A 19,436-nucleotide genomic window follows, 5' to 3' on the forward strand; every position below is an offset into this window, starting at 1 on the left:
CAAGCGGTATCAAACCCGTGTGTGTCAGGCTCGCAGCGTCGAGATCGACTTAGTATCGAGGTAACTGTCGAGCCCTTCGCGCCCGAATTCCCGCCCGACTCCGCTGGCCTTGACACCGCCGAAAGGCGCGTGCGGATCCATGCTGTAGGCCTGGTTTATCCCGAGTGTTCCGCTGCGGATGCGGCGCGCGACGGCCAGGCCGCGCTCGGGGTCCCGAGTCCACACCGAGCCGGAGAGGCCGTACTCGGTGTCGTCGGCGAGTCGCACGGCATCGTCGAGACCCCGGTAGGGCAGCACGGTCAGCACCGGTCCGAAAATCTCTTCCCGGGCGATACGCATGTCGGGGGCCACCTCGGTGAACAACGTCGGCCGGATGTACCAGCCGGTGTCTGCGCCGGGGGGCGGTTCAGGGCCTCCGGCGACCAGGTGAGCGCCTTCGGCATGCCCCTGCCGGATGTAGTCGCGGACGCGCTCCCGCTGCCGAGCGGAGACCAGGGGACCGATCTGGGTGGCCTCTTCGTGGGGACTCCCGACAACGAGCCGGTCGATCATGGCGGCCAGCGCATCGACGAATTCGGTGTGCCGGTGCTGCGGTACCAGAATTCTGGTCTGCGCGACGCAGGCCTGTCCGGTGTTCATCAGCGCGGCCACCTGCACACCGGAGGCGACGGTTTCCGGGTCTGCATCGTCGAGCACGACCGCGGCGGATTTGCCGCCGAGTTCCAGGCTGACGCGTTTGAGAGCGGCACCGCATACGGCGCCGACTTCGCGGCCGGCTGCGGTGGATCCCGTGAAGGAGACCTTGTCGATACCGGGGTGACCGACAAGATATTTCCCGATGTCGCTGTCGCCGGGCAGAATGGATACGACGCCCGGCGGGATCTCGCTGTCCTGGATCAGTTCGGCCATGAGATAGGCATCCAATGGCGTCTCGGGTGAGGGTTTGAGCACCACGGTGCAGCCGGTCAGCAAGGCCGGAGCCAGTTTGGCGACCACCATGAGCATCGGCATGTTCCACGGGACCACTCCGGCCACCACGCCCACGGGTTCGCGGTGGATCAGAACGTCCGAACCATAGTAGCCGGCGCGGCGCTCCTCCCACGGAAACGTTTCAGCGAGATCGGCAAGGGCCCGCATCATCACGCCGGGTAGCCGGGCGTGCGCGGATCGGGAAAAGGTGATCGGGGCTCCCATTTCCGCCGTGACCAGCTGCGCGACTTCCTCCACGCGCGCTTCGTAGCAGTCGGCGAGATCACGCACGATCCGGACCCGCTCGGCGGGGTCGAGCCGCGGCCATGGGCCCTCGTCGAAGGCTCTGCGCGCCGCCTCGACCGCGTGGTCGACATCGGCGCGTCCAGGTGCGACGATCTGCGCGATGGGTTTTTCGGTGTCCGGGGAGATCACCTCGATCAGTCCGCCGTCCTTCGGCGTTACCCAGGCGCCGCCGATGAAGAGGCTCGTGTATTCGCGCATGGCGTCAGCCGATCTCAAGAGGTGTGCACACTCAGTTCACGCAGCAATCGCACGGTGGGCGGTGGATCCGATTGCACGGCGACCGGTTTCGACATCTCCCCCGAGCGGGCTCGCTCGCCCATCCGCGCTTGTACCGCGGCCAGGTCATCGGCCTCGATTTCGTAGAGGGCGATGAAACTACCGTCTCCGGCGATCGGTTCGAGTCGGCGGGCGGAAACGATACCGTCGACCCCGAGCATCTCGCCGATATGAGTTTCGGTGTACCAGCGATGGTATTCCTCGACCTCGGCCGCCGAGCTGGGACGGGATTCGACGTAGAGAATTCCTTTGGGCATGTGTGACTCCTTCTGTTGTCGGGCGGTGGTGAGGTCAGCGGCCCGGCTCGGCGGTAGAATTCTTGTGGACAACGCCGTCCTTCATCACGAAATCCACGGTCTCGAGTGCGGTGATATCGCGGGCGGGATCGCCGGGGACGGCGATGATATCGGCGAGCAGACCCGGTGCTAGCCGGCCACGGTCCTCGGCATCGATGAGCTCGGCGCTGGTCACGGTCGCGGCACGCAGCGCCTGCATCGGGGTCATTCCGCGATCGACCAGCGCCCAGAGTTCTTTGGCGTTCTGTCCGTGCGGCACTGCGGGTGCGTCGGTGCCGCAGGCGATCTTCACTCCGGCCTCGATCGCCTTTGCCAGCATCCGGCGTGCTTTCGGGAAGACCTGTTCGGCTTTACGACGCAGCGCGGGCGGAGCTTTGGAGGTGTCGAGGCCTTCGGACAGATAGCTGGTCGGGACCAGGAAGGTGCCGTGGTCGACCATCATCTGCACGGTGTCATCGCCGGCAAGGGACCCGTGCTCGATACAGTCGACGCCGGCGCGGATACAGGCGCGGATGCCCGCGTCTCCGTGCGCGTGGGCGGCGACCTTGATACCGGCACGATGGGCTTCGTCGACGATGGCGGCGAGTTCCTCGTCGGAGTATTGCTGGGTGCCGGGCGCGGTGCTGTGCGACATCACTCCGCCCGATGCCGAAATTTTTATGACTCCGGCGCCGTATTTGATCTGGTAGCGGGTCGCCGCCCGGACCGCCGGCACTCCGTCGGCCATCCCCTCTTGCACCGACATCGGCATGATGTGCGGGGCCAGTTTCTGGAACATGGTGGGGTCGAGGTGCCCGCCGGTGGGCGTGATGGCGTGTCCGGCCGAGACGACCCGCGGGCCCGGGAACCAGCCGTTCTCGATCGCGCGGCCGAGGTCGACGTCGAGCAGATATCCGCCGGTCTTGACCATGAGCCCCAGGTTGCGAACGGTGGTGAATCCGGCCATGAGCGTGGCCCGGGCGTTGACGGTGCCGCGCAGTGTGCGGTAGACGGGATCGTCCTGCACACCGTGCATCGGATTCGGTAACCCGCTGGGGTTTTCGGGGCCGCCGATGAGCAGGTTGATTTCCATATCCATCAGACCGGGCAACACTGTGCGGTCACCGAGGTCCACCGTGGTCGCGTCGGCGGGAATCTCGGGTGGATTCACGGCCTCGATCAGTCCGTCGCGGACGACGATCACCGCGGGCGAGCGCACCTGACCTGCATCGATATCGATCCACCGCGCTGCGCGCAGGACCGTGGCGCCGGTGCTCACGGCGTCGGCTCGATGACGCAGTCCATCGATGCCTGGCTGGCATCGGGAATCCACGGCTGATTCCACACCTCGACCGGGAAGGACACCATGATCATCGAATACAGCAGGTGCAGCAGGTTCAGCGCGTCATCGGGCATATCGTCGAGGCCTACCGCATCCAGATAGCTCAAGGCGTTCTCCGCGCGCGGCGTTATCGCGTCGTAGAACCGCTGCATCTCCTCCATCGAGGTGGCCATCCGCCGTGCGTAGCGTTCCCGCTCGGTGGCCAGGCACCACTGCGCGGCGAAGGGTTCCAGGTCGGAGAATTCCGGGGGTAGCAATGTCATCGCTGGACTACTCCTGTCTGTTGCTCGCGGTGGTCGGCGACCCAGTCGGCCGCGGTCTTGTGCAGGTGGCGGAGCAGGATCTCCTGATCGCACAGCGGGAAATGGGTCACCGCTCGCGATTCCAGTGTCATCTGTGTCGCTTCGAGGGTGCTGGCGTCCTGCAAGCCGTATTCCTTGAACGTCACGGCCGTCATCTCGTGGGCGACTCGATCGCGCGGCGTCCGGGCCGGGATGAAGTACAGGTTCCCCTCGAAAATATGGGTGTTGTACGAGGTCGGCCAATAGTGGTAGGTGAGATACCAGCCCGCCGACCAGATCAGGATCACGAAGTTGGGGAACATCTGAAACGAATCCAGTCCCCACGGCTCGCACTTCCCCGGATTGACGCCGGAGGGCAGTTCACCCAGATCAGGGACGTCCCACGGGCCGAAGAGTCCGCCCCGGGTGATGTCCTCCATCGGTTTACGCATGGACGGGTCGAGTTCCCAGGTCACCACTCCGGAGGTGCTGACCAGGCGATGCGGCCCCTGCAGTTGATAGTGCGGCGCTTCGAAGCCGGCAGCCTGGGCCGCGGCGGAGAAGTTGTCCGGAGACTGGTTCCCGTGTAGGACGGCGGCGTGATAGAACTCCTGGAAGGCATCCATGTAGAGTTTCCAGTTCGCGCCGACTTCGGAGCGGTAGGAATAGCGTTCGGTGAGTTGATCGAAGGGGTAGCCTTCCAGGTCGGTGATCATCGGCCCGAGGAACTCCCGCAGTGACTGCGCCGGCCGGCGAGCCAGATTGACGAATACGAATCCGGCCCATACTTCGCAGTGCACCGGAGCCAGGCCATAATCCGACTTGTCGAGGTCGAAGAACTCGCCCTCCTGCTGGACGAAGGTGAGCTCGCCGTCGAGTCCGTAGCGCCAGCCGTGATATTTGCAGGTGAACTGCCGGCAGGTGCCGGAAACCTCTTCGCGGGGCAGTTCGTTCCACACCAGTTTGTTGCCGCGGTGTCGGCAGATGTTATAGAAGGCCCGGACCTGCTTGTCCTTATCGCGTACAACGATCACGGAGGCAGAGGCGGCGTGGATTTCCTTGGTGAAGTAGCTGCCCACCCTCGGCACCTGCTCGACCCGCCCGACGTTCAGCCAGGCCTTCTTGAAGATCGCTTCCCGTTCCTGTTCGTAGACCTCCGGGGAGATCGAATCTTCATAGGACATCGGGGCGGTGCCCAGTTCGGGATAGTGTTCGGTCCAGCTGCCTTCGGCGGGTTTGGGCCAGCGGGGCATGGTGGTGCTCCTCGAGGTGTCGATCGTTGCGGGAGATACCCGGTGACTATTGGATCGGTTCGTCGCCCAGCACGGTGGTGCGCAACATCTCGCGCGGCGAATTCTCCGGGTACGGTGCCGCCCGGTGGATGACTCCCCGGTTGTCCCAGATCACCGTGTCGCCGACCGACCATTCGTGCCGGTAGACCCGTTCGGGAGCGGTGGTATGAGCGAGCAGGTCGTCGAGTAGCGCACGTCCCTCGGCGCGGTCCATACCCACCACGTGGTCGGTGGAAGTGCCGAGGACCAGGGAGCGGCGGCCCGACTTGTGGGTCCAGATCAGCGGGTGCTCGCGAGTCGGCCAGTTCTGCCAGTACTCGAGCAGCCGGGGCGAGGGATCGGGGGTCACCGGACGCTGCGAGGCCTCCAGCGAATGCAGCACGCGCACTGTCGCCAATCGCGCCTTCTCCTCGTCGGTGAGGCGGTCGTAGGCCTTGTAGGTGCTGGCGAATTCGGTCTCGCCACCGCTGACAGCAACGGCTCTCGCGGACAATACGGTCGCCATCTGCGGATACACATCGTCTCGGGGCGTGCAGCCGTCGATATGCCAGTCGAAGGTGCCGCGCAGATAACCGGCCGACGAGTTCTTCGAAGAGTCCAAGCTGACCCGGTAGATTCCCGTCACCGGATGATGGCCGGCGGAGGTGTCGATCTCGCCGAGTTTGCGGCAGAAGGCCACCTGCGCCTCCGGTTCCCAATTCAGGCCCCGGAACACCAGTACGCCGTTGGCTTCCAAAGCGTCGAGGACGAGCCCGGGGACGGTGTCATCGGATGCCATCCGGTCGGCATCGAGGCCCGCGACCTCGGCGCCGATCTCATGGTTGAGTTTCTCCACTGTCACTGTGGTCATTACTGCTGCGCTCCTGCGGTCCGAGTAGGTGATGCCGGGGGCCGGCCGGGTCGGTTCACGGCCACGGCTCCCCGATGCGTTCCAGTTCGGCGTCGGCGCTGTCGACCGGCCGGGGCTGGAGGAAGATTTCGACTGCCATGGCCACCATGGCCAGCGAATAGATGAGCTGCAGCAGATGCAGCACGTCGTCGGGCAGATCGTCGAGGCCGAATTTGTCGCAGTAGGCGATCGCCTCTTCGAGCCGCGGGAAGAACGCCGCATAGAACTCGTTCAGTTCGTCCATCGAGCTGCCCATCCGGCGGTTCCACCGCTCGGTCTCGGTCGCCAGGCACCAGATCGGAGCGAACTTCTCGAATTCGGCGAACGCGGGCGGCAGCATGTTCTCGGCCATCGGGATCACACCCCCACTCGTTCGCCGCGGTACTCCCCCACCCAGTCGGCGACCACTTTGTGGAAGTGCCGGACCAGGATCTCTTGGTCGTTGACCGGATAGTCGGTGATCCCCGCGGTGCGGTAGGCCGATTCGAGCGCGGTCTGGGTGCCGGTCAGCATCCCGGCGTCCTGCAGGGCGAACTCCTTGAACACCACGGAGGACACCTCGTGCTCCACCCGCTCCCGGACCGTGCGGGCCGGTTGATAGCACAGGACCCCCTCGAACACGTGACTGTTGTAGGAGGTCGGCCAGTAGCGGTAGATCAGGTACCAGCCGCGATAGAACAGAATCTCGAGGTTCGGGAAGATCTGGAAGTTGTCGATCCCCCACGGCTCCACCCGCCCCGGGTTGATACCGGGCGGCAGCTCACCGATATCCGGGGACTCCCACGGCCCCACCAATCCACTGCGGGTGACCCGTTCGATCGGATACATGTACTCCGGCGGTAACGTCCAGCGACGCGCCCCGCCGGTACTCACCACCCGGTGTGGACCGTCCACCTGAAAATGCGCACATTCGAAATTCGGTTCCGGATTACGCACCGCACCGGGCACCTGCTGCGAATGCAGGCCGGGGACATGGTAATACTCCTGGAACGCGTCGGCGAACAGCTTCCAGTTGCTCTGGTTCTCGGCCCGGAACTCGTACCATTCGGTCATCTTGTCGAACGGATAGTCCTCCAGCGCGGTCACCATGGGGCCCAGGAATTCTCGTAAGGTCTGCAGCGGTTCCGGGGCGAGGTTGACGAAGACGAATCCGGCCCAGACCTCGCAATGCACCGGAGCCAGGCCGAAATCCAACTTGTCGAGGTCGAAGAACTCGCCCTCCTGCTGGACAAAGGTCAGTTCTCCGTCGATGCCGTATCGCCACCCGTGGTATTTGCAGGTGAACTGACGGCACGTGCCGGCCGCCTCCGCGCGCGGGTCCTCGTTCCACACCAGCTTGTTGCCGCGGTGCCGGCACACGTTGTAGAAGGCACGTACCTGCCGGTCCCGGTCACGCACCAGGATCAACGAGGTCTTCGCGATATGGATTTCCTTGGTGAAGTAGCTGCCCACCCGGGGCAGCTGCTCCACCCGGCCCACGTTCAACCAGGCCCTTTTGAAGATCGCTTCCCGCTCCAGGTCGTAGAACTCCGGCGAGACCGAATCCTCGAACGATACCGGTCCGGTCCCGAGGTCCGGATAGTGCTGAGTCCAGGTGCCTGCCGCGGGTTTGGGCCATCGAGGCATGGTCATTCCTCCCATTCGGGTGTTGCGGGTGCCGTCACAGGACCGGTATCCGGATCAGGCTGTAGATCGACGCTGTTGAACACGAGAGCCAGACAGAGATAGGACCCCACGACGAAGAGCAATTCGATCAATTCGCGGGTGTCGAGATACTCGGTGAGCGCGATCCAGGTGGTATCGGCCACCCGGTGCCGGTCGATCAGTTCGTCGGTGGCCGCCAGAACCAGCCGCTCCAGTTCCGGCCAGGTGGCCGTATCCCCGCAGGCGATATCCTCGATCGTTTTCGTGCTCATGCCGAGGACGGCCGCCATCCGCGTGTGCTGGCTCCACTCGTAGGCCGAGCGGGTACGCCACGCGACCCGAAGCACTGCCAGCTCTCGGATCAGCGGGGCCAGAGTCCCGCGTTCCAGCAACAGCCCGTTGTATTCCAGCCAGGCGCCACCGAGTTCGGGATGATGTCCGAGGATCCCCAGGATATTCGGCAGCCGCGGGGCGGCGGGTTCCCCAGACAGATAACGGTCGGCCTGCTGAAGCCGTCCGCGGAGCATCGCCCGCGCGTCCTCTGTCCAGCTCTCGGCCGGCAGCGGCACCAGCCGTGGGACGGTGGAGGTCATATCACAGCACCACCATTCACGCCGACGACCTGCCCGGTGATGAACCTGGCGTCGGCGGAACACAGGAATTCACAGGCCGCGGCGATATCCTCGCCGTTGCCGAGATAGCCGACCGGGATGGCACGGGCCATCGTCTCGTTGTCCGGGAGGTGCCCGGCAGATTGGGAATCTCGCGACATGGGTGTATCGATCCCCGACGGCGGGATCGTGTTGACGGTGATCCCGCGCGTCGCGTACTCCCGGGCCAGCGCCTTGGTCATTGCGATCACCGCGCCTTTGGAGGCGGTGTAGTGGACCATTTTCGGCGAACCCCGCTGGGCACTGGAGGAAGAGATCGTGACGATGCGTCCCCACCCGGCGGCCACCATATCGGGGATCACCGCTTGCACGCAGTGGAAGGTGCCGTTGAGGTTCACATCGATGATCCGATTCCACGACTCGATCGAGATATCGGTGAAATCCTCGAAAGCGAACACTCCGGCACTGGTGACGAGCACCTGCACCGGACCCCACTCCGCGCGCACCTTGCGCACGGCTTCCTCCACAGCGGGCCGGTCGGTCACGTCCACCTCGCAGGCCATCGCCGACCCACCGGATGCCCGAATGCCCTCCGCCGCGCGCTGCGCCCGGGCACCGTCACGGTCGAAGACCGCGACACGGTCGCCGGCCGCCGCCAGTCTGCGGGACACCGACAAACCCATACCGGAGGCTCCACCGGTGACGACGACGACACGACCGGCCGGGCCGGTCGCCAACGGCCCTGGAATATGCTCCCGGCCTTCCTCGGGACTGCCCATGGCGATGCTCCTTCTACTCATAGACGACCCGGACCGGCCCCCGGGTGGGCAATGCCTGGCAAGTAAGCACCCAGCCCGCAGCCACCTCCGCTTCCGACAGCGCCTCGTTATGGCGCATTTCGACGCCGACACCGGAAACCACACGCGCAGTACAGGCACCGCAGTGCCCCGTCTCGCACGTTGCCGGTGGGTCGATACCGAGAAAGCGCGCCATCTGCAGGATGGTCGCTCCCTTCCGATGGCTTCCGGTCACCGTTCGGCGGTCACAGCGGATGGTGATCCACGGGCACCCACCGGCAGATGGCTCCCCATGATCGGGCAAACCGGAACAGCTCACGGTCACCGCCTTCTCGACCCAGTCCACGGTCGTCCTTGCAGCGTCGCAGCCGCCTGACACACAGCGCGTCGCTTTAACCACTCGATTAATTAATCGAGTGGTTAAAGTTATAGAGGCGATCCGATACGGCTGTCAATAGCCGCACAGTACGAACGGGCCAGCGGTTCGCTCCCCGGTCACGGCTTCGCAGGGCACCGCGCAAGGAAGACCGACGGCATTCCTAAGATCGAGTAGGCCCACTGGACTCCCGGTCGAACCCGGAGCGCTACGGGTAAACCGACCGGGCACACAGGAGGTGCAATGAACGACAGCGATACGCCGGTTCCGGCCGGAGGCGGGATGGTAACCAGAAGCCTCTCCACGAGATCCGCGCTCCTCGACGCAGCCGAACAGGTCATGCTCGAGGAGGGCTACGCCGCGGTCAGCTCCCGTCGGCTCGCCACACGGGCGGGAGTGAATTCCGCACTGGTCTACTACTACTTCGGCACCATGGACAACCTGTTCGCCGAACTGTTCCACAGAGGTGCCGAGCGCAGCTATCAGCGCCTACTCGAGGCCGCCGACTCCGATCAACCCCTATGGGCTATGTGGGACGCAGTCCACGACCAATCCCGCACGGCCCTCACCATGGAGTTCGTTTCTCTGGCCATCCACCGGCCGTCCATCCGCACCGAGATCATCCGCTCGTCGAAACGATTCCGCGAACTCCAACTCGACATCGTCACCCGAGCGCTGCGCGACCACGACTCCACAGCCTGGACACCGACAACGCTGGTCATGCTCATGTCCAGCGTATCCCGATTCCTGCGCATGGAAGAAGCCTTCCAGATCGACACCGGTCACGCCGAGATCACCGCTGTGATCGAAGATTTCATCCGCACCGTCGAAGGTGAGCGGCAGCCGAGAGCCCGGTAGCCACTCAGATCGCAACCACAGCCACAAGCCCCGACAGGGCAGAGGTGAGAGTCCCTGCTGGAGCGGGCGGACCTATACATCAGCTGCGTCGCCGGGCCGCATCGACGCGGGTGGTGTATTCGGGGCGAGGATTCCCTGATGTCGCAACTCCCGCACATCACCTCGGGGCGAAAGGCTGTTCGTCGGCTCCTGCCGTGGCGGTCGGCGTGACCGTGCGGCGAGGAGCTCGACTAAGCCGCCCCAGCCGCCGCCCATCGGGCGGAATCGGACAGGCGGGTGCGGATCGCCCTGAGGCGTGGCGCGCATGGTCGGAACTAGACTCGGTGACCGTCGTCCACCGAGCCTCCATACGTTTATCCCCACCATTAGCGCCGGTTGCCCACCACGAACGATCCTGATGGTGCGCGCTCGTACTCTGTTGCAGTCGAGCAGATCACGTCAGCTCCCACTCCTTGATGAGCAGCCCCGTGAGTTCCTGGTGCCGCGCTTCCACTGGCGGGGTCGTCGATGTCGGTGTGGACGTAGAGTGTCTACTCGGTGAATCCGACGTTCACGACCATGAGCAGGATCATCGAGGCCATGACCGCGGCGTTGACCGAGTTCGCCGCCCCGCCTCATCCGCAAAAGCGCTTTTTTCGCCCCATATCTCCGGTAGCGGTTTCGTGGTCCGGGATACCCCACCCAGGTCGGGGGCGCTACCGCGCCGAGCTGGTTCACGGGACAGGAGAGACGGCATGGCGCACCGACGCCGAGTCGGATTTCCGCCAGCATCGGCGCACTCGCGCAGGACATCATGACCACATGCATCGAGTAGTTGATCTGAAGGTACTGTATTTCGGGACGCCGGTGGTGCTGATCGGGACGAGGAACCCGGACGGGACGGCGAAGTGGTCCTCCTGGAGGCAGGGGAGATCCCCTTCCGTCTGGTGGGAACGCACCGACGCGTCCGATTCGACGATCTCCGCGCCTATCGACGCCGGCTCGAGGAGTCCGGTCGCGCCGCCGCCGATGAGCTCTCCGAACTGGGACAGGAATTGGGTATCTGAGATGGCCTGTGTGGTCGTATACGACGCGAATGTGCTGTACGGCAACACTTTGCGGGACATGATGATCCGAGTGGCCCGATCCCGATTGGTGCAGGCGAAGTGGTCCGATCGAATCCTTGACGAAGCACTCGAGAACCTGGCTGCGCGCCGCCCGGATATCGAACGAGCGAAGCTCGATCGCCCCTACGGACATTGATGAATGCCGCGGTGCCGGACAGCCTCGTCACGGGATACGAGCCGCTGATCGAAGGGTTGAAACTACCGGATCCGGATGATCGGCACGTTCTGGCCGCCGCAATCAAATGCCACGCCACGATGATCATCACGTGAAATCTGGCCGACTCTCCGGCGGAAAGCCTCGAACCTTGGCAGCTCGAAGCCAAGAGCCCCGATGATTTCCTCCTCGAACAGGTCAGCATCGACGACCGGCGAGTATGGGCGTGTGTTCAGCAGATCGCGGATTCCCGGCGCGCGCAACCCTGCTGAAACGGCCGAGGATGCGCTCGACGCACTCGAACGAGCAGGGATCGTAGAAGCCGTAGCCGCCCTTCGCTCGGGCCGCTGAAACCGGCACTGGCCTCGGCCGTCATCGCCCACGTAGGGCATCAGCCAGATGAACTGGTTGCGTTCGCGGTCGAGCGCCCACTCCTCGAGACGGCCGTCCCGGATCGTGTAGGTCCGGCAACTGCGTCCTACGAGGCTTATCCGTTTCCTCCACCACCAGTGCCGGTTTGCGACTCCGCTCGGTCGCAGGAACACGCCACCACCCCGGTCTCCAACGTGCCCGATCCGACGGGGCGTGAGCGGTAGCCGGGCCGGATTTGCCCCTGATAGCCTCGCAACCATGGTCGATTCAGGGGGGAATCCCAACCCTACTGACAGCATTACTGTTGTGCCGGAGGAGGTTCGGGCCGTTGGACAGTTTGTCGCGGATATCGCCCGGAACCTACGCTCCGGTCTCGATTCGGCGAGCACGGATGTCGACGCCCTCCTCACCGACGGTTGGCGCGGCGACGCCGCCGGCGAATTCGCCGGCGGCTGGACCGAACTGCGTGATGGCGGCATCAAGATTCTGCAGGCACTCGACGGCATGGCCGCCGAGCTCGGTGTCCAGGCCGGCAGCTACCAGGCCACCGACGAAGCCAACTCCCAGCAGTTCCCGAGCCTGAATCTATGAGCACCGAATTCACCGTCGATGTCGAACGACTCGACAACCTCGTCGCCCGCCTGGCCGGCCTGGCCGGTTACCTCACCGAACAGCTCGACCTCATCGACGACAAAGTCGCCACCCTCGATGGCGCCTGGGAGACCGTCGCCGCCAACGCCTACCGCGACGCCCACCGGCTGTGGTCCACCGGCGCCCGCGAATTCGCCACCGGCCTGGCCGATATCAGCGATGCCGCCCGCACCGCGCACACCCGATACACCACCGCAGCCGAGGTCAACAGGAAGATGCTGGACGGTGCATAACCCATGACCTGGGTCATCGACTCCGGCATGTACTACGCCGCCGCGAACAAATGCCGACTACTGGCCGGAGACATCTGTCTGGCATTGGGCCCCTTGCACAGCACACTGCTGCACGAATGCGAAGGGATGGCCGGCGACCACAAGGACTCCGAAGCCTGGAGCACCGCCTACAACAAACACGCCACCGATATCGTCACCCTCGCCGCGACCCTGGCCAACGCCCTGCAACGCTTCGGTGATGTCCTGGCCGCCAACGGCTACAACTGGTGGCACGCCAACCGCGCCACAGCCAGCGGCCCCGAACCCGAACGCCCCACCGCCTCCGAGCCCCTTTACGACTCCGGCATGGAACTACCGGCCAATGCCAAAGGCGACAATGGCCCCGGCCTGGACGAAGGCGCGGTCGCCGGACTCCTGAAAGAGGTCGGCCGAATTCCCAACGGCGATGTCACCAGACTCGGCAAAGCCGCAGATGCCTGGAAAACATTCGCCGAACACACCACCATCACTGGAGCCGCCGACCGGATCAAAGGTATCAACGCCACGTTCACCGGCAGCACCGACCCCAACATCGCCGAGATCGAAGCCAAACTCACCACCCTGACCCAGGCCGCCGAAATGCTGGCCCAGGCTTCCAGAGCACTGGTCACCCCCGTCGGCGACCATCGTGACGCACTCCAGGAGATGCGCGATGACATCGAGGCCGCAGTCGCCACTGCCACCAAAGAGCTCGCCGCCGCGGTAGTCATCACCGTCGGCATCGTCGCGGTCGCGGCCGCCCTCAGCGCCGGACTCGCCGCCCCCGCCGCAGCCGGCGGTGGTGCCGCGGTCACCGTCGAAATCGTCACCACCACCGCCGGCATCATCAAGAATGCCGTGTCGATCAGCCGCCTACTCGCCATCTTCGGTACCGTCCTCGCCGTCGGCACCGCCTCCGGCGCTTTCACCGCCATCCCTGATCTCACCACCAACGGCATCAACAATGCCCTCGCCGCCATCGCCGCCATGGCTGTTCACATAGCCACCGATGATGATGCGACCGATCCCTCGAATCCGGGCAACACCCCCGGTACACCCGAATACGCGAAGCGTGTAGAGGAACTTGCGCAGGATCCAGCCAAGAACGGGAAGGTCAGCCCACAGTCGAGGCGGGAGGCAGAGGTCGGCTTGACCAATGAGAACGCGGGTAGAGTCGGGCCGCTCGAGCGAGCACAACCAGGTCCCAACGGCGAGGATACCGGCGAATTCGTCGATACAGAGTCGGGCATTCACTGGGATGTCAAGAGCTCGCCGGATGTGATCCCGGATTATCGGCCGGCCGATGTCGCGGGTAAGCCCATACCCAATCCACAAACCGACGATCAGTTCGTGGAAATGATCGAGGACTCGCTTGCCGACGGAGAGGGTGTGATGATCGACCAAAGCGGCATGACAGAGGCTCGGATAGCTCATCTGAGACAACTTGTGGAGAGCCATCCCGAATGGCAAGGAAAGGTGCTCTGGTAGAAATGGCGACCACCCACGGCCGCACTGTTGCAGAGGTTCGTAACTGGCCGGTGAACCCAAGGGCTCACCAAGCCCTGGCCGACTATCTTGCAGCCCTGCCTGCCGACCCCACGACCGAAAGCAGCCCATCGATGCTGCTCAGCGGGCATGGTCTCGATTTCACCGGAGCGGATCTTTCCGGCCTGGATCTGCTCGGTGCGGAATTGAGCGAAGCGATCCTGACCGATGTGAGGCTGGTCGGCACCGACCTGTACACGGCATGGCTGACAGCCGCCGACATCAGCCGGGCGGATCTGACCGGCGCAGACTTCCGCAAAGTGCAGGGACGCGGTTGCCACGCCCAACATGCAGTTTTCCGAGGTGCGGACCTGCAGCGCGCCGACCTTTCGGTAGCCGAATTGACGGGGGCGGATTTCCACGGAGCCCGGCTGCAGCGGGTCACCTTTTCGGGGGCAGATCTCCGCAGAGTGAATTTCAGTGGTTGCACCTTCGAGCGCACAAGGCTCTCCCGCGCACGGATCCAGGGCGCTCACGTCGAGGAAGCCGAAGGTCTGGTCATAGGCCCCGTCGATATAGGCGAGAGCTCGCCGATAGTGCTGGACGGGCCCGAACTGCAGGAATGGTTCCACTCCAACGGAGCCACCAACGTCCAGGTCCATCGAACTTAGCCCGAAAGGGTGCGGATCTGTCCGGACTGCAACTCCGAGCAGCAGCGCTGAACGAGTGCGAACTTCGAGGTGTACGGGCTGTGGATTCCGACCTCTATCAGGCCTGGATGTGGTCGGCGAACATCAGTCGAGCAGACTTCTCCAGGTCCAGCTCGGCCAAAGCATCCCACGAAGCCGACACCGGACCACCTCGTTTTTCGCCAAGTGTCAAGTGCTCGACAGCTTGTGTCGAATCAGTTCTTCCCGGCGGCGCCGATGCCCGGCATCGCTCGATGGGGATGGGTTCGGTCGGTGTAAAGCATGCCGTGCAGGTGGTCGACTTCATAGGCGACCAGGCGGGCGATGCCGCGTTCGAACACGATGATCGTGCGGCTGCCGTCGATGGAGGTGCGTTCCACGGTGATGACCTCACGACAGACAGACCAATCGCTTGTTCCGGGCGCAGCACGGCGGTCGCGGCTGCCGAGTCGAGTTCGATATAGCATGCTCGAAAGATCAACTGCGATAGGGGGAATCATGCGCACGGTGCCACCGGATTGGTATCCGGATCCGGAGAACGAGGGATTCCTGCGGTACTGGAACGGCCGATCCTGGACCCCGGACCGGCGGGTCGGACCGGTTTCGGCAGATCGGCCCGGGGAGGCATCGAAGGTCCCATTGTTCGGCGCCAGGGGTTACGCCGAGCGTCAAACCGAGGAGCTGGCCGCCGCGCTCGCCGAGAACAGGCGACTCCGCGCGCAAGTGGAGCAATTCGGCGGGGGCGGGATCGACGATCTGCAGCAGCTCCGCGCTCGCCTCGAGGCGGAGGTCGCCGAGCAGCAAGCGGTGCGCGACGAGCTGCTGGCGCAGGTGGTGGATCTTCGCGAAGAGCACATCCTGCAAGAGATCGGCATATACGAGTTCCGGCATCCACTGTCGGATTCGGTGGCCTACCGCGACGCACTGAAACGCTTACAGGGCGAGATCAAGGCGCAGGCGCGGCGTGACGCCGGTGCGATAGAGGCGTTGAAGGCGTGGGTGGTGGAGGGGTCGGTCGCCGATGGCCGCAAGATGGTCAGGGAGTACTCGAAGCTGATGTTGCGTGCCTACAACGCCGAAACCGAGAACATCGTCCGAGGTCTCAAGCCGTACAAACTGCCGAAGGAGCTCGACCGGCTCGATCGGCTCGCCGAGACCCTCAACAGGTTCGGCGCGACCATGCAGTTGCGCGTATCTCCCGAATATCACGCACTCCGGCGCCGCGAGCTGGAGCTGACCGCCGACCATCTCGAGATGCTGGCGCGGCAGAAGGACTATGAACGTGATGAGCGTGAACGTCGCCGCGAAGCGGAGCGCGCCCGACAGGAATATGCGCGGGAGCAGGCGAGACTCGAACGGCAACAGGAGAAGGAACATGCCACGCTGACCGGGCTCGAAGCCGACGGCAAGGGCGACACCGAATCTGCGGATCAACTGCGGGCCAGTCTGGCAGAGCGGGAACAGGCCCTCAGCATCATCCGGAACCGGGCGAACGATACCCGTGGCGGCTATCTCTATGTCCTCTCCAATGTCGGCGCGTTCGGGGACGGCGTGGTCCAGATCGGCGTAACCCGCCGGTTCGATCCGGAGTCACGGATCCAGGATCTCAGCAACTCATCGGTTCCGTTCCGATACGACCGTCATGTGATGTTCTTCGACCCGGATGCGGCCGGAATCGAAGCCGAGCTGCATCGCCGGTTCGAGCACAGACGGGTGAACAAGGTCAACCGCCGCCGCGAATTTTTTCGCGCCACAGCCGCCGAGGTCAACGAACAGCTCAGGGAACTCACCGACACCTACTACGAGTTCACCGAACACCCCGAAGCGGTCCAATACCACCAGAGCCGCAATACCGACAGCGCGGCGGAACCGCGAACAACCGCGTAGCCGGGGCCTTTCTCAGCTATCCGACCGAACCCACCAGACCCGAGGAGACGACCATGCCGGAACACCAGGGCCAGTTGACCATCAGCACCGAGGGCAGCGCCGACGATCTGTTCGAACTGCTCGAATGGCTCAACGACCACGATGAGCTGCGAGGCCTGGTGAAGTTGCCAAGGCAGCAGATCCGCCCGGGCGAAATGGGTGGGCTGTCCGAGGTGCTCGTGGTCGCACTCGGTGGCGGTGGCGTCGCGACCGCATTGATCAGCTCATTGACCTCGTGGTTCACCGTCCGGCGATCCGAGATCTCGGTCACCGTGAAGAGCGGTGCGGGATCCGAGATAACCCTGGATGCAAAGCGGGTCACGCTGCCCGAGGTCACCGCATCGTTGCAGACCCTGATGGAACAGGTCGACAAGGAACAGTGATGGCAGAGCAGGACCGGGCCGGCTGGCAGGCCGTGCTCATCGGGGTGAGCCGTTACACCGATTCCCGTCTGCATGATATTCCGGCCGCCCGCACCAACGTCGAAGACATGGCGCGAGCCCTGACCGCGCCGGGCAGTGCTTTTGCCGAGGAATACTGCCAGGTTCTGACCGACCCCGGACAGCCCACCCAGATCGGCAGAACCCTTACCACCGCCGCCCGGGATGCCCGTGATGTGCTGCTGGTCTACTACACCGGCCACGGCGTGGTCGCCCAAGGCGGACGCCTGTATCTGGCGCTTCCGGATACCGATGACAACCACCCCGAATGGAGTTCCGTTCCGTTCGCGACGCTGCGGGATACTTTGGCGCACAGCCGCGCTCGCACACGAGTTCTCATTCTGGACTGCTGCTATTCGGGTCGCGCGTTCGAAGCCATGAGCAGCTCCGCAGCCGTGATCGACGGTCAGATCGATATCCAGGGCACATATACCATCACCTCGTCCTCCAGAAACGAAACTTCCGAGGCACCCGAAGGCCACCGGCACACGGCCTTTACCGGCGCGCTGCTCAGGGCCGCCGCCGATACCGGACTCACCCTGGACGAGCTCTTCTGGCGCGCCGACGACATCCTGCACCGGAGCGGCCGGCCCCGCCCGCAGCGACGAAGCGTCAACATTGCCGGCGAATTGCGGCTGTTCAGCGCACCCGTCCGCCGACCGGCACCCGAGACCATCGCGTCCGAACCCGGCACTGCAGCCGACAGCCGGGCGCTGTTCGAACACGGTCTGCACTGCAGCGATCAGGGCGATGCCGCGCAGGCGGAGAGCGCGTGGCGGCGGGCTGCCGCCCAGGGCCATCCCGGCGCCATGAACAACCTCGCCAATCTGCTGGTCACTCGCAAACAGCTGCGTGACGCACAGGACTGGTACCGCAAGGCGGCTGAGCTGGGCAACGCCGAGGCCACAGGCAACCTGGCGAACCTTCTCAACGAGACGCAATTCGTCGAAGAGGCCGAACACTACTATCGGCGCGCCGCCGAGGCCGGGAATACCGACGCCATGTACAACCTGGCCGTCATGCTCGACCGAGCATTCCATTTCGATGACGCCATCACCTGGTACCGGCACGCCGCCGAAGCCGACCACCGCGACGCCATGCACAATCTCGCGATCCGGCTCCGCTACCGCGGACAGGCTACCGAGGCCGATACCTGGTGGCGCCGTGCCGGGCATACCCGCGCACAACGCACCGGTGACAAACCCCGCGGACATATCCCCCACACCTGGTGCCGGTGAGGACCGGGGGAACATCAGTTCCTCCAACAAGGCGGGGGAACCTCAGCCACCGTGCCCGGCTGACTCCACGGCGGGGCAGGCTGTACCGACGGCAGCTGGATGGGCTTGGTCGAGCTCCTGGCCTCACGGTCACGCCGACCGCCACGGCAGGAGCCGACGAACCGCCTTTCGTCCCGAGGTGATGTGCGGGGGTTGCGACATCAGCGAATCCTCGCCCCGAATACACCACCCGAACGCCACCCACCGGTCGTCGTCATCGGTGATCACATACTCTTCGGCGCCCCCGAGGATGATCGCTTCGACCGCCGCGGCCGCCTGGGACGGCTTGTCCTCGAATTGGATTTCGTAGTCGGCGATGGCGCGGACGCACCAGCCCGTCTCGATGCGCACCGAGGCGTCGCCCATATCCACTAGTGTGATGTGTGGATTGACCCCGCGCACTTCGGCTTCCGTTGACGAGGATCCGCCGGAGAGCAGCAGGGTGCCGGGATTCGAAAACGTCTGGATGGCGTAACGCTCGGCAATGGCAAACACCTCCGAGCAGAACATCTCCCATTCCGTCCCACTCACCCCGGCCTCCCAGCCCACTCGCAATCCTGCCCCGACTCGGCACTATTTACCGCACGGATTCACCACCGTGTCCGAGTACTTCCACGCCGAGGATTGCGAGGGTACTCCCCCGTACACGCCGCCCCCGCGAGCAGCCGTCCGGTACTCCCCGTCCGCGCAGGTGGTAGCGCCTTGGGCAACGAGTTTGGTCCCCGCGGCGGGTTTGGTGACCTCGTTGTGGCCGCCGGCGACCCGCTTCCAGCTCCCACCCTCCTTGCGCTGGAGTTCGACATCGATGTACAGCGAGTCGATGGCCGCCGTGCACTTGATACTGCCCTTTCCGACGATGTCGGTCGGTGTGCCCTTGGAATTGTGCGGATTCATGGCCTTCACGGCCTCCACCTGGCAGGCCGCGTTGCCCGGCCCAGGCGCCGCGTCAGCGGCGGGCAATGCCACACACGTGGTCAGCAAGAACGCCAGCACGCCACCCGCGACCGCCCCGATATTCCTCGCGTATCTCGTCATTCGCTTACCCCCAGTTGATGGAATCTTCGGTTCGTCATCTGGTTGGACGTCGAAGCATCCCGATCGGTTCCATCGTTCAGCGATGCCTTCATCCGTCCTCCGCCATCGCCCGAACCCGCCCCAGCACATCGGGA

The 19,436-nt window shown here is 64.4% G+C and carries 24 protein-coding genes; 10 read left to right on the forward strand and 14 right to left on the reverse strand.

The annotated features are described in order from the left end of the window. Nucleotides 1-24: 24 nt before the first annotated feature. Genes ACWCPQ_RS20685 through ACWCPQ_RS20735 form a run of 11 tightly spaced genes read right to left on the reverse strand, consistent with a single transcriptional unit; the run spans nucleotide 25 to nucleotide 9,028 of the window. Complete coding sequence (locus ACWCPQ_RS20685) at nucleotides 25-1,473, reverse strand: aldehyde dehydrogenase (protein WP_449901156.1); 1,449 nt, start codon at nucleotides 1,471-1,473, stop codon at nucleotides 25-27. Nucleotides 1,474-1,487: 14 nt separating this feature from the next. Continuing rightward, nucleotides 1,488-1,808: a hypothetical protein gene (locus tag ACWCPQ_RS20690; RefSeq protein WP_357063712.1), complete on the reverse strand. Its 321-nt coding sequence runs from the start codon at nucleotides 1,806-1,808 to the stop codon at nucleotides 1,488-1,490. A 34-nt stretch (nucleotides 1,809-1,842) separates the two neighbouring features. Beyond that, nucleotides 1,843-3,105, reverse strand: a complete 1,263-nt coding sequence (locus ACWCPQ_RS20695; protein ID WP_449901159.1) for an amidohydrolase family protein — start codon at nucleotides 3,103-3,105, stop codon at nucleotides 1,843-1,845. Beyond that, entirely contained in the window at nucleotides 3,102-3,431 is a 330-nt protein-coding gene (locus ACWCPQ_RS20700; RefSeq protein ID WP_449901161.1) for a hypothetical protein, read from the reverse strand. The genes ACWCPQ_RS20695 and ACWCPQ_RS20700 overlap by 4 nt, the downstream gene beginning before the upstream one ends. Further along, nucleotides 3,428-4,702: an aromatic ring-hydroxylating oxygenase subunit alpha gene (locus ACWCPQ_RS20705; RefSeq protein WP_449901164.1), complete on the reverse strand. Its 1,275-nt coding sequence runs from the start codon at nucleotides 4,700-4,702 to the stop codon at nucleotides 3,428-3,430. Before ACWCPQ_RS20705 ends, ACWCPQ_RS20700 begins: the two co-directional genes overlap by 4 nt. 46 nt (nucleotides 4,703-4,748) lie before the next feature. Next, nucleotides 4,749-5,591 carry a TauD/TfdA dioxygenase family protein gene (locus ACWCPQ_RS20710; protein WP_357063703.1) on the reverse strand — a complete coding sequence of 281 codons (843 nt, stop codon included), beginning with the start codon at nucleotides 5,589-5,591 and terminating at the stop codon, nucleotides 4,749-4,751. A 55-nt stretch (nucleotides 5,592-5,646) separates the two neighbouring features. After that, nucleotides 5,647-5,982: a hypothetical protein gene (locus ACWCPQ_RS20715; RefSeq protein ID WP_449901167.1), complete on the reverse strand. Its 336-nt coding sequence runs from the start codon at nucleotides 5,980-5,982 to the stop codon at nucleotides 5,647-5,649. 5 nt (nucleotides 5,983-5,987) lie between these two features. After that, nucleotides 5,988-7,256: an aromatic ring-hydroxylating oxygenase subunit alpha gene (locus ACWCPQ_RS20720; RefSeq protein ID WP_449901169.1), complete on the reverse strand. Its 1,269-nt coding sequence runs from the start codon at nucleotides 7,254-7,256 to the stop codon at nucleotides 5,988-5,990. Between the two features lie 2 nt (nucleotides 7,257-7,258). Continuing rightward, entirely contained in the window at nucleotides 7,259-7,867 is a 609-nt protein-coding gene (locus tag ACWCPQ_RS20725) for a carboxymuconolactone decarboxylase family protein (protein WP_357063698.1), read from the reverse strand. After that, nucleotides 7,864-8,664 (reverse strand): SDR family NAD(P)-dependent oxidoreductase, encoded by an 801-nt coding sequence (locus ACWCPQ_RS20730; protein WP_449901171.1) that lies wholly within the window; start codon nucleotides 8,662-8,664, stop codon nucleotides 7,864-7,866. Before ACWCPQ_RS20730 ends, ACWCPQ_RS20725 begins: the two co-directional genes overlap by 4 nt. 13 nt (nucleotides 8,665-8,677) lie before the next feature. After that, nucleotides 8,678-9,028 (reverse strand): 2Fe-2S iron-sulfur cluster-binding protein, encoded by a 351-nt coding sequence (locus ACWCPQ_RS20735; protein WP_357063693.1) that lies wholly within the window; start codon nucleotides 9,026-9,028, stop codon nucleotides 8,678-8,680. 312 nt (nucleotides 9,029-9,340) lie between these two features. Here ACWCPQ_RS20735 and ACWCPQ_RS20740 point away from each other — a divergent pair, with 312 nt between their 5' ends. The 7 genes from ACWCPQ_RS20740 to ACWCPQ_RS20770 all read left to right on the forward strand — a co-directional run bounded on the left by ACWCPQ_RS20740 (nucleotide 9,341) and on the right by ACWCPQ_RS20770 (nucleotide 14,606). After that, the gene (locus ACWCPQ_RS20740; protein WP_449901174.1) at nucleotides 9,341-9,916 is read left to right on the forward strand and encodes a TetR/AcrR family transcriptional regulator; all 576 of its coding nucleotides are present in this window, start codon (nucleotides 9,341-9,343) and stop codon (nucleotides 9,914-9,916) included. A gap of 558 nt (nucleotides 9,917-10,474) precedes the next feature. Then, on the forward strand, nucleotides 10,475-11,158 hold the full coding sequence (locus tag ACWCPQ_RS20745; protein ID WP_449901176.1) for a hypothetical protein: 684 nt from the start codon (nucleotides 10,475-10,477) through the stop codon (nucleotides 11,156-11,158). Continuing rightward, on the forward strand, nucleotides 11,158-11,292 hold the full coding sequence (locus ACWCPQ_RS20750; RefSeq protein ID WP_449901178.1) for a hypothetical protein: 135 nt from the start codon (nucleotides 11,158-11,160) through the stop codon (nucleotides 11,290-11,292). Before ACWCPQ_RS20745 ends, ACWCPQ_RS20750 begins: the two co-directional genes overlap by 1 nt. A 514-nt stretch (nucleotides 11,293-11,806) precedes the next feature. After that, nucleotides 11,807-12,139: a WXG100 family type VII secretion target gene (locus ACWCPQ_RS20755; RefSeq protein ID WP_449901181.1), complete on the forward strand. Its 333-nt coding sequence runs from the start codon at nucleotides 11,807-11,809 to the stop codon at nucleotides 12,137-12,139. After that, nucleotides 12,136-12,432 (forward strand): WXG100 family type VII secretion target, encoded by a 297-nt coding sequence (locus ACWCPQ_RS20760; RefSeq protein ID WP_030524959.1) that lies wholly within the window; start codon nucleotides 12,136-12,138, stop codon nucleotides 12,430-12,432. Before ACWCPQ_RS20755 ends, ACWCPQ_RS20760 begins: the two co-directional genes overlap by 4 nt. A 3-nt stretch (nucleotides 12,433-12,435) precedes the next feature. After that, nucleotides 12,436-13,938 carry a hypothetical protein gene (locus ACWCPQ_RS20765; RefSeq protein WP_449901183.1) on the forward strand — a complete coding sequence of 501 codons (1,503 nt, stop codon included), beginning with the start codon at nucleotides 12,436-12,438 and terminating at the stop codon, nucleotides 13,936-13,938. Nucleotides 13,939-13,940: 2 nt separating this feature from the next. Then, complete coding sequence (locus tag ACWCPQ_RS20770) at nucleotides 13,941-14,606, forward strand: pentapeptide repeat-containing protein (RefSeq protein ID WP_423697400.1); 666 nt, start codon at nucleotides 13,941-13,943, stop codon at nucleotides 14,604-14,606. Nucleotides 14,607-14,839: 233 nt separating this feature from the next. On the opposite strand, the gene ACWCPQ_RS20775 is transcribed toward ACWCPQ_RS20770, so the two are convergent. Further along, nucleotides 14,840-15,004 carry a hypothetical protein gene (locus tag ACWCPQ_RS20775; RefSeq protein ID WP_423697403.1) on the reverse strand — a complete coding sequence of 55 codons (165 nt, stop codon included), beginning with the start codon at nucleotides 15,002-15,004 and terminating at the stop codon, nucleotides 14,840-14,842. A gap of 118 nt (nucleotides 15,005-15,122) precedes the next feature. Here ACWCPQ_RS20775 and ACWCPQ_RS20780 point away from each other — a divergent pair, with 118 nt between their 5' ends. From ACWCPQ_RS20780 to ACWCPQ_RS20790, 3 genes are read left to right on the forward strand one after another with little or no spacing between them, the layout of a single operon-like run. Then, complete coding sequence (locus tag ACWCPQ_RS20780) at nucleotides 15,123-16,511, forward strand: DUF4041 domain-containing protein (RefSeq protein WP_449901186.1); 1,389 nt, start codon at nucleotides 15,123-15,125, stop codon at nucleotides 16,509-16,511. Nucleotides 16,512-16,564: 53 nt separating this feature from the next. After that, nucleotides 16,565-16,933, forward strand: a complete 369-nt coding sequence (locus ACWCPQ_RS20785; protein WP_449901188.1) for an effector-associated constant component EACC1 — start codon at nucleotides 16,565-16,567, stop codon at nucleotides 16,931-16,933. After that, nucleotides 16,933-18,228, forward strand: coding sequence for a caspase, EACC1-associated type (locus ACWCPQ_RS20790; RefSeq protein WP_449901190.1), 1,296 nt, complete (start codon nucleotides 16,933-16,935; stop codon nucleotides 18,226-18,228). Before ACWCPQ_RS20785 ends, ACWCPQ_RS20790 begins: the two co-directional genes overlap by 1 nt. Nucleotides 18,229-18,357: 129 nt before the next feature. On the opposite strand, the gene ACWCPQ_RS20795 is transcribed toward ACWCPQ_RS20790, so the two are convergent. Together ACWCPQ_RS20795 and ACWCPQ_RS20800 are read right to left on the reverse strand one after the other, a co-directional pair. Continuing rightward, nucleotides 18,358-18,816: a hypothetical protein gene (locus ACWCPQ_RS20795; protein ID WP_449901192.1), complete on the reverse strand. Its 459-nt coding sequence runs from the start codon at nucleotides 18,814-18,816 to the stop codon at nucleotides 18,358-18,360. Nucleotides 18,817-18,840: 24 nt separating this feature from the next. Further along, nucleotides 18,841-19,302 (reverse strand): hypothetical protein, encoded by a 462-nt coding sequence (locus ACWCPQ_RS20800; protein ID WP_449901193.1) that lies wholly within the window; start codon nucleotides 19,300-19,302, stop codon nucleotides 18,841-18,843. Between the last annotated feature and the right edge of the window lie 134 nt (nucleotides 19,303-19,436).

This window comes from Nocardia sp. NPDC001965 (assembly GCF_053594175.1).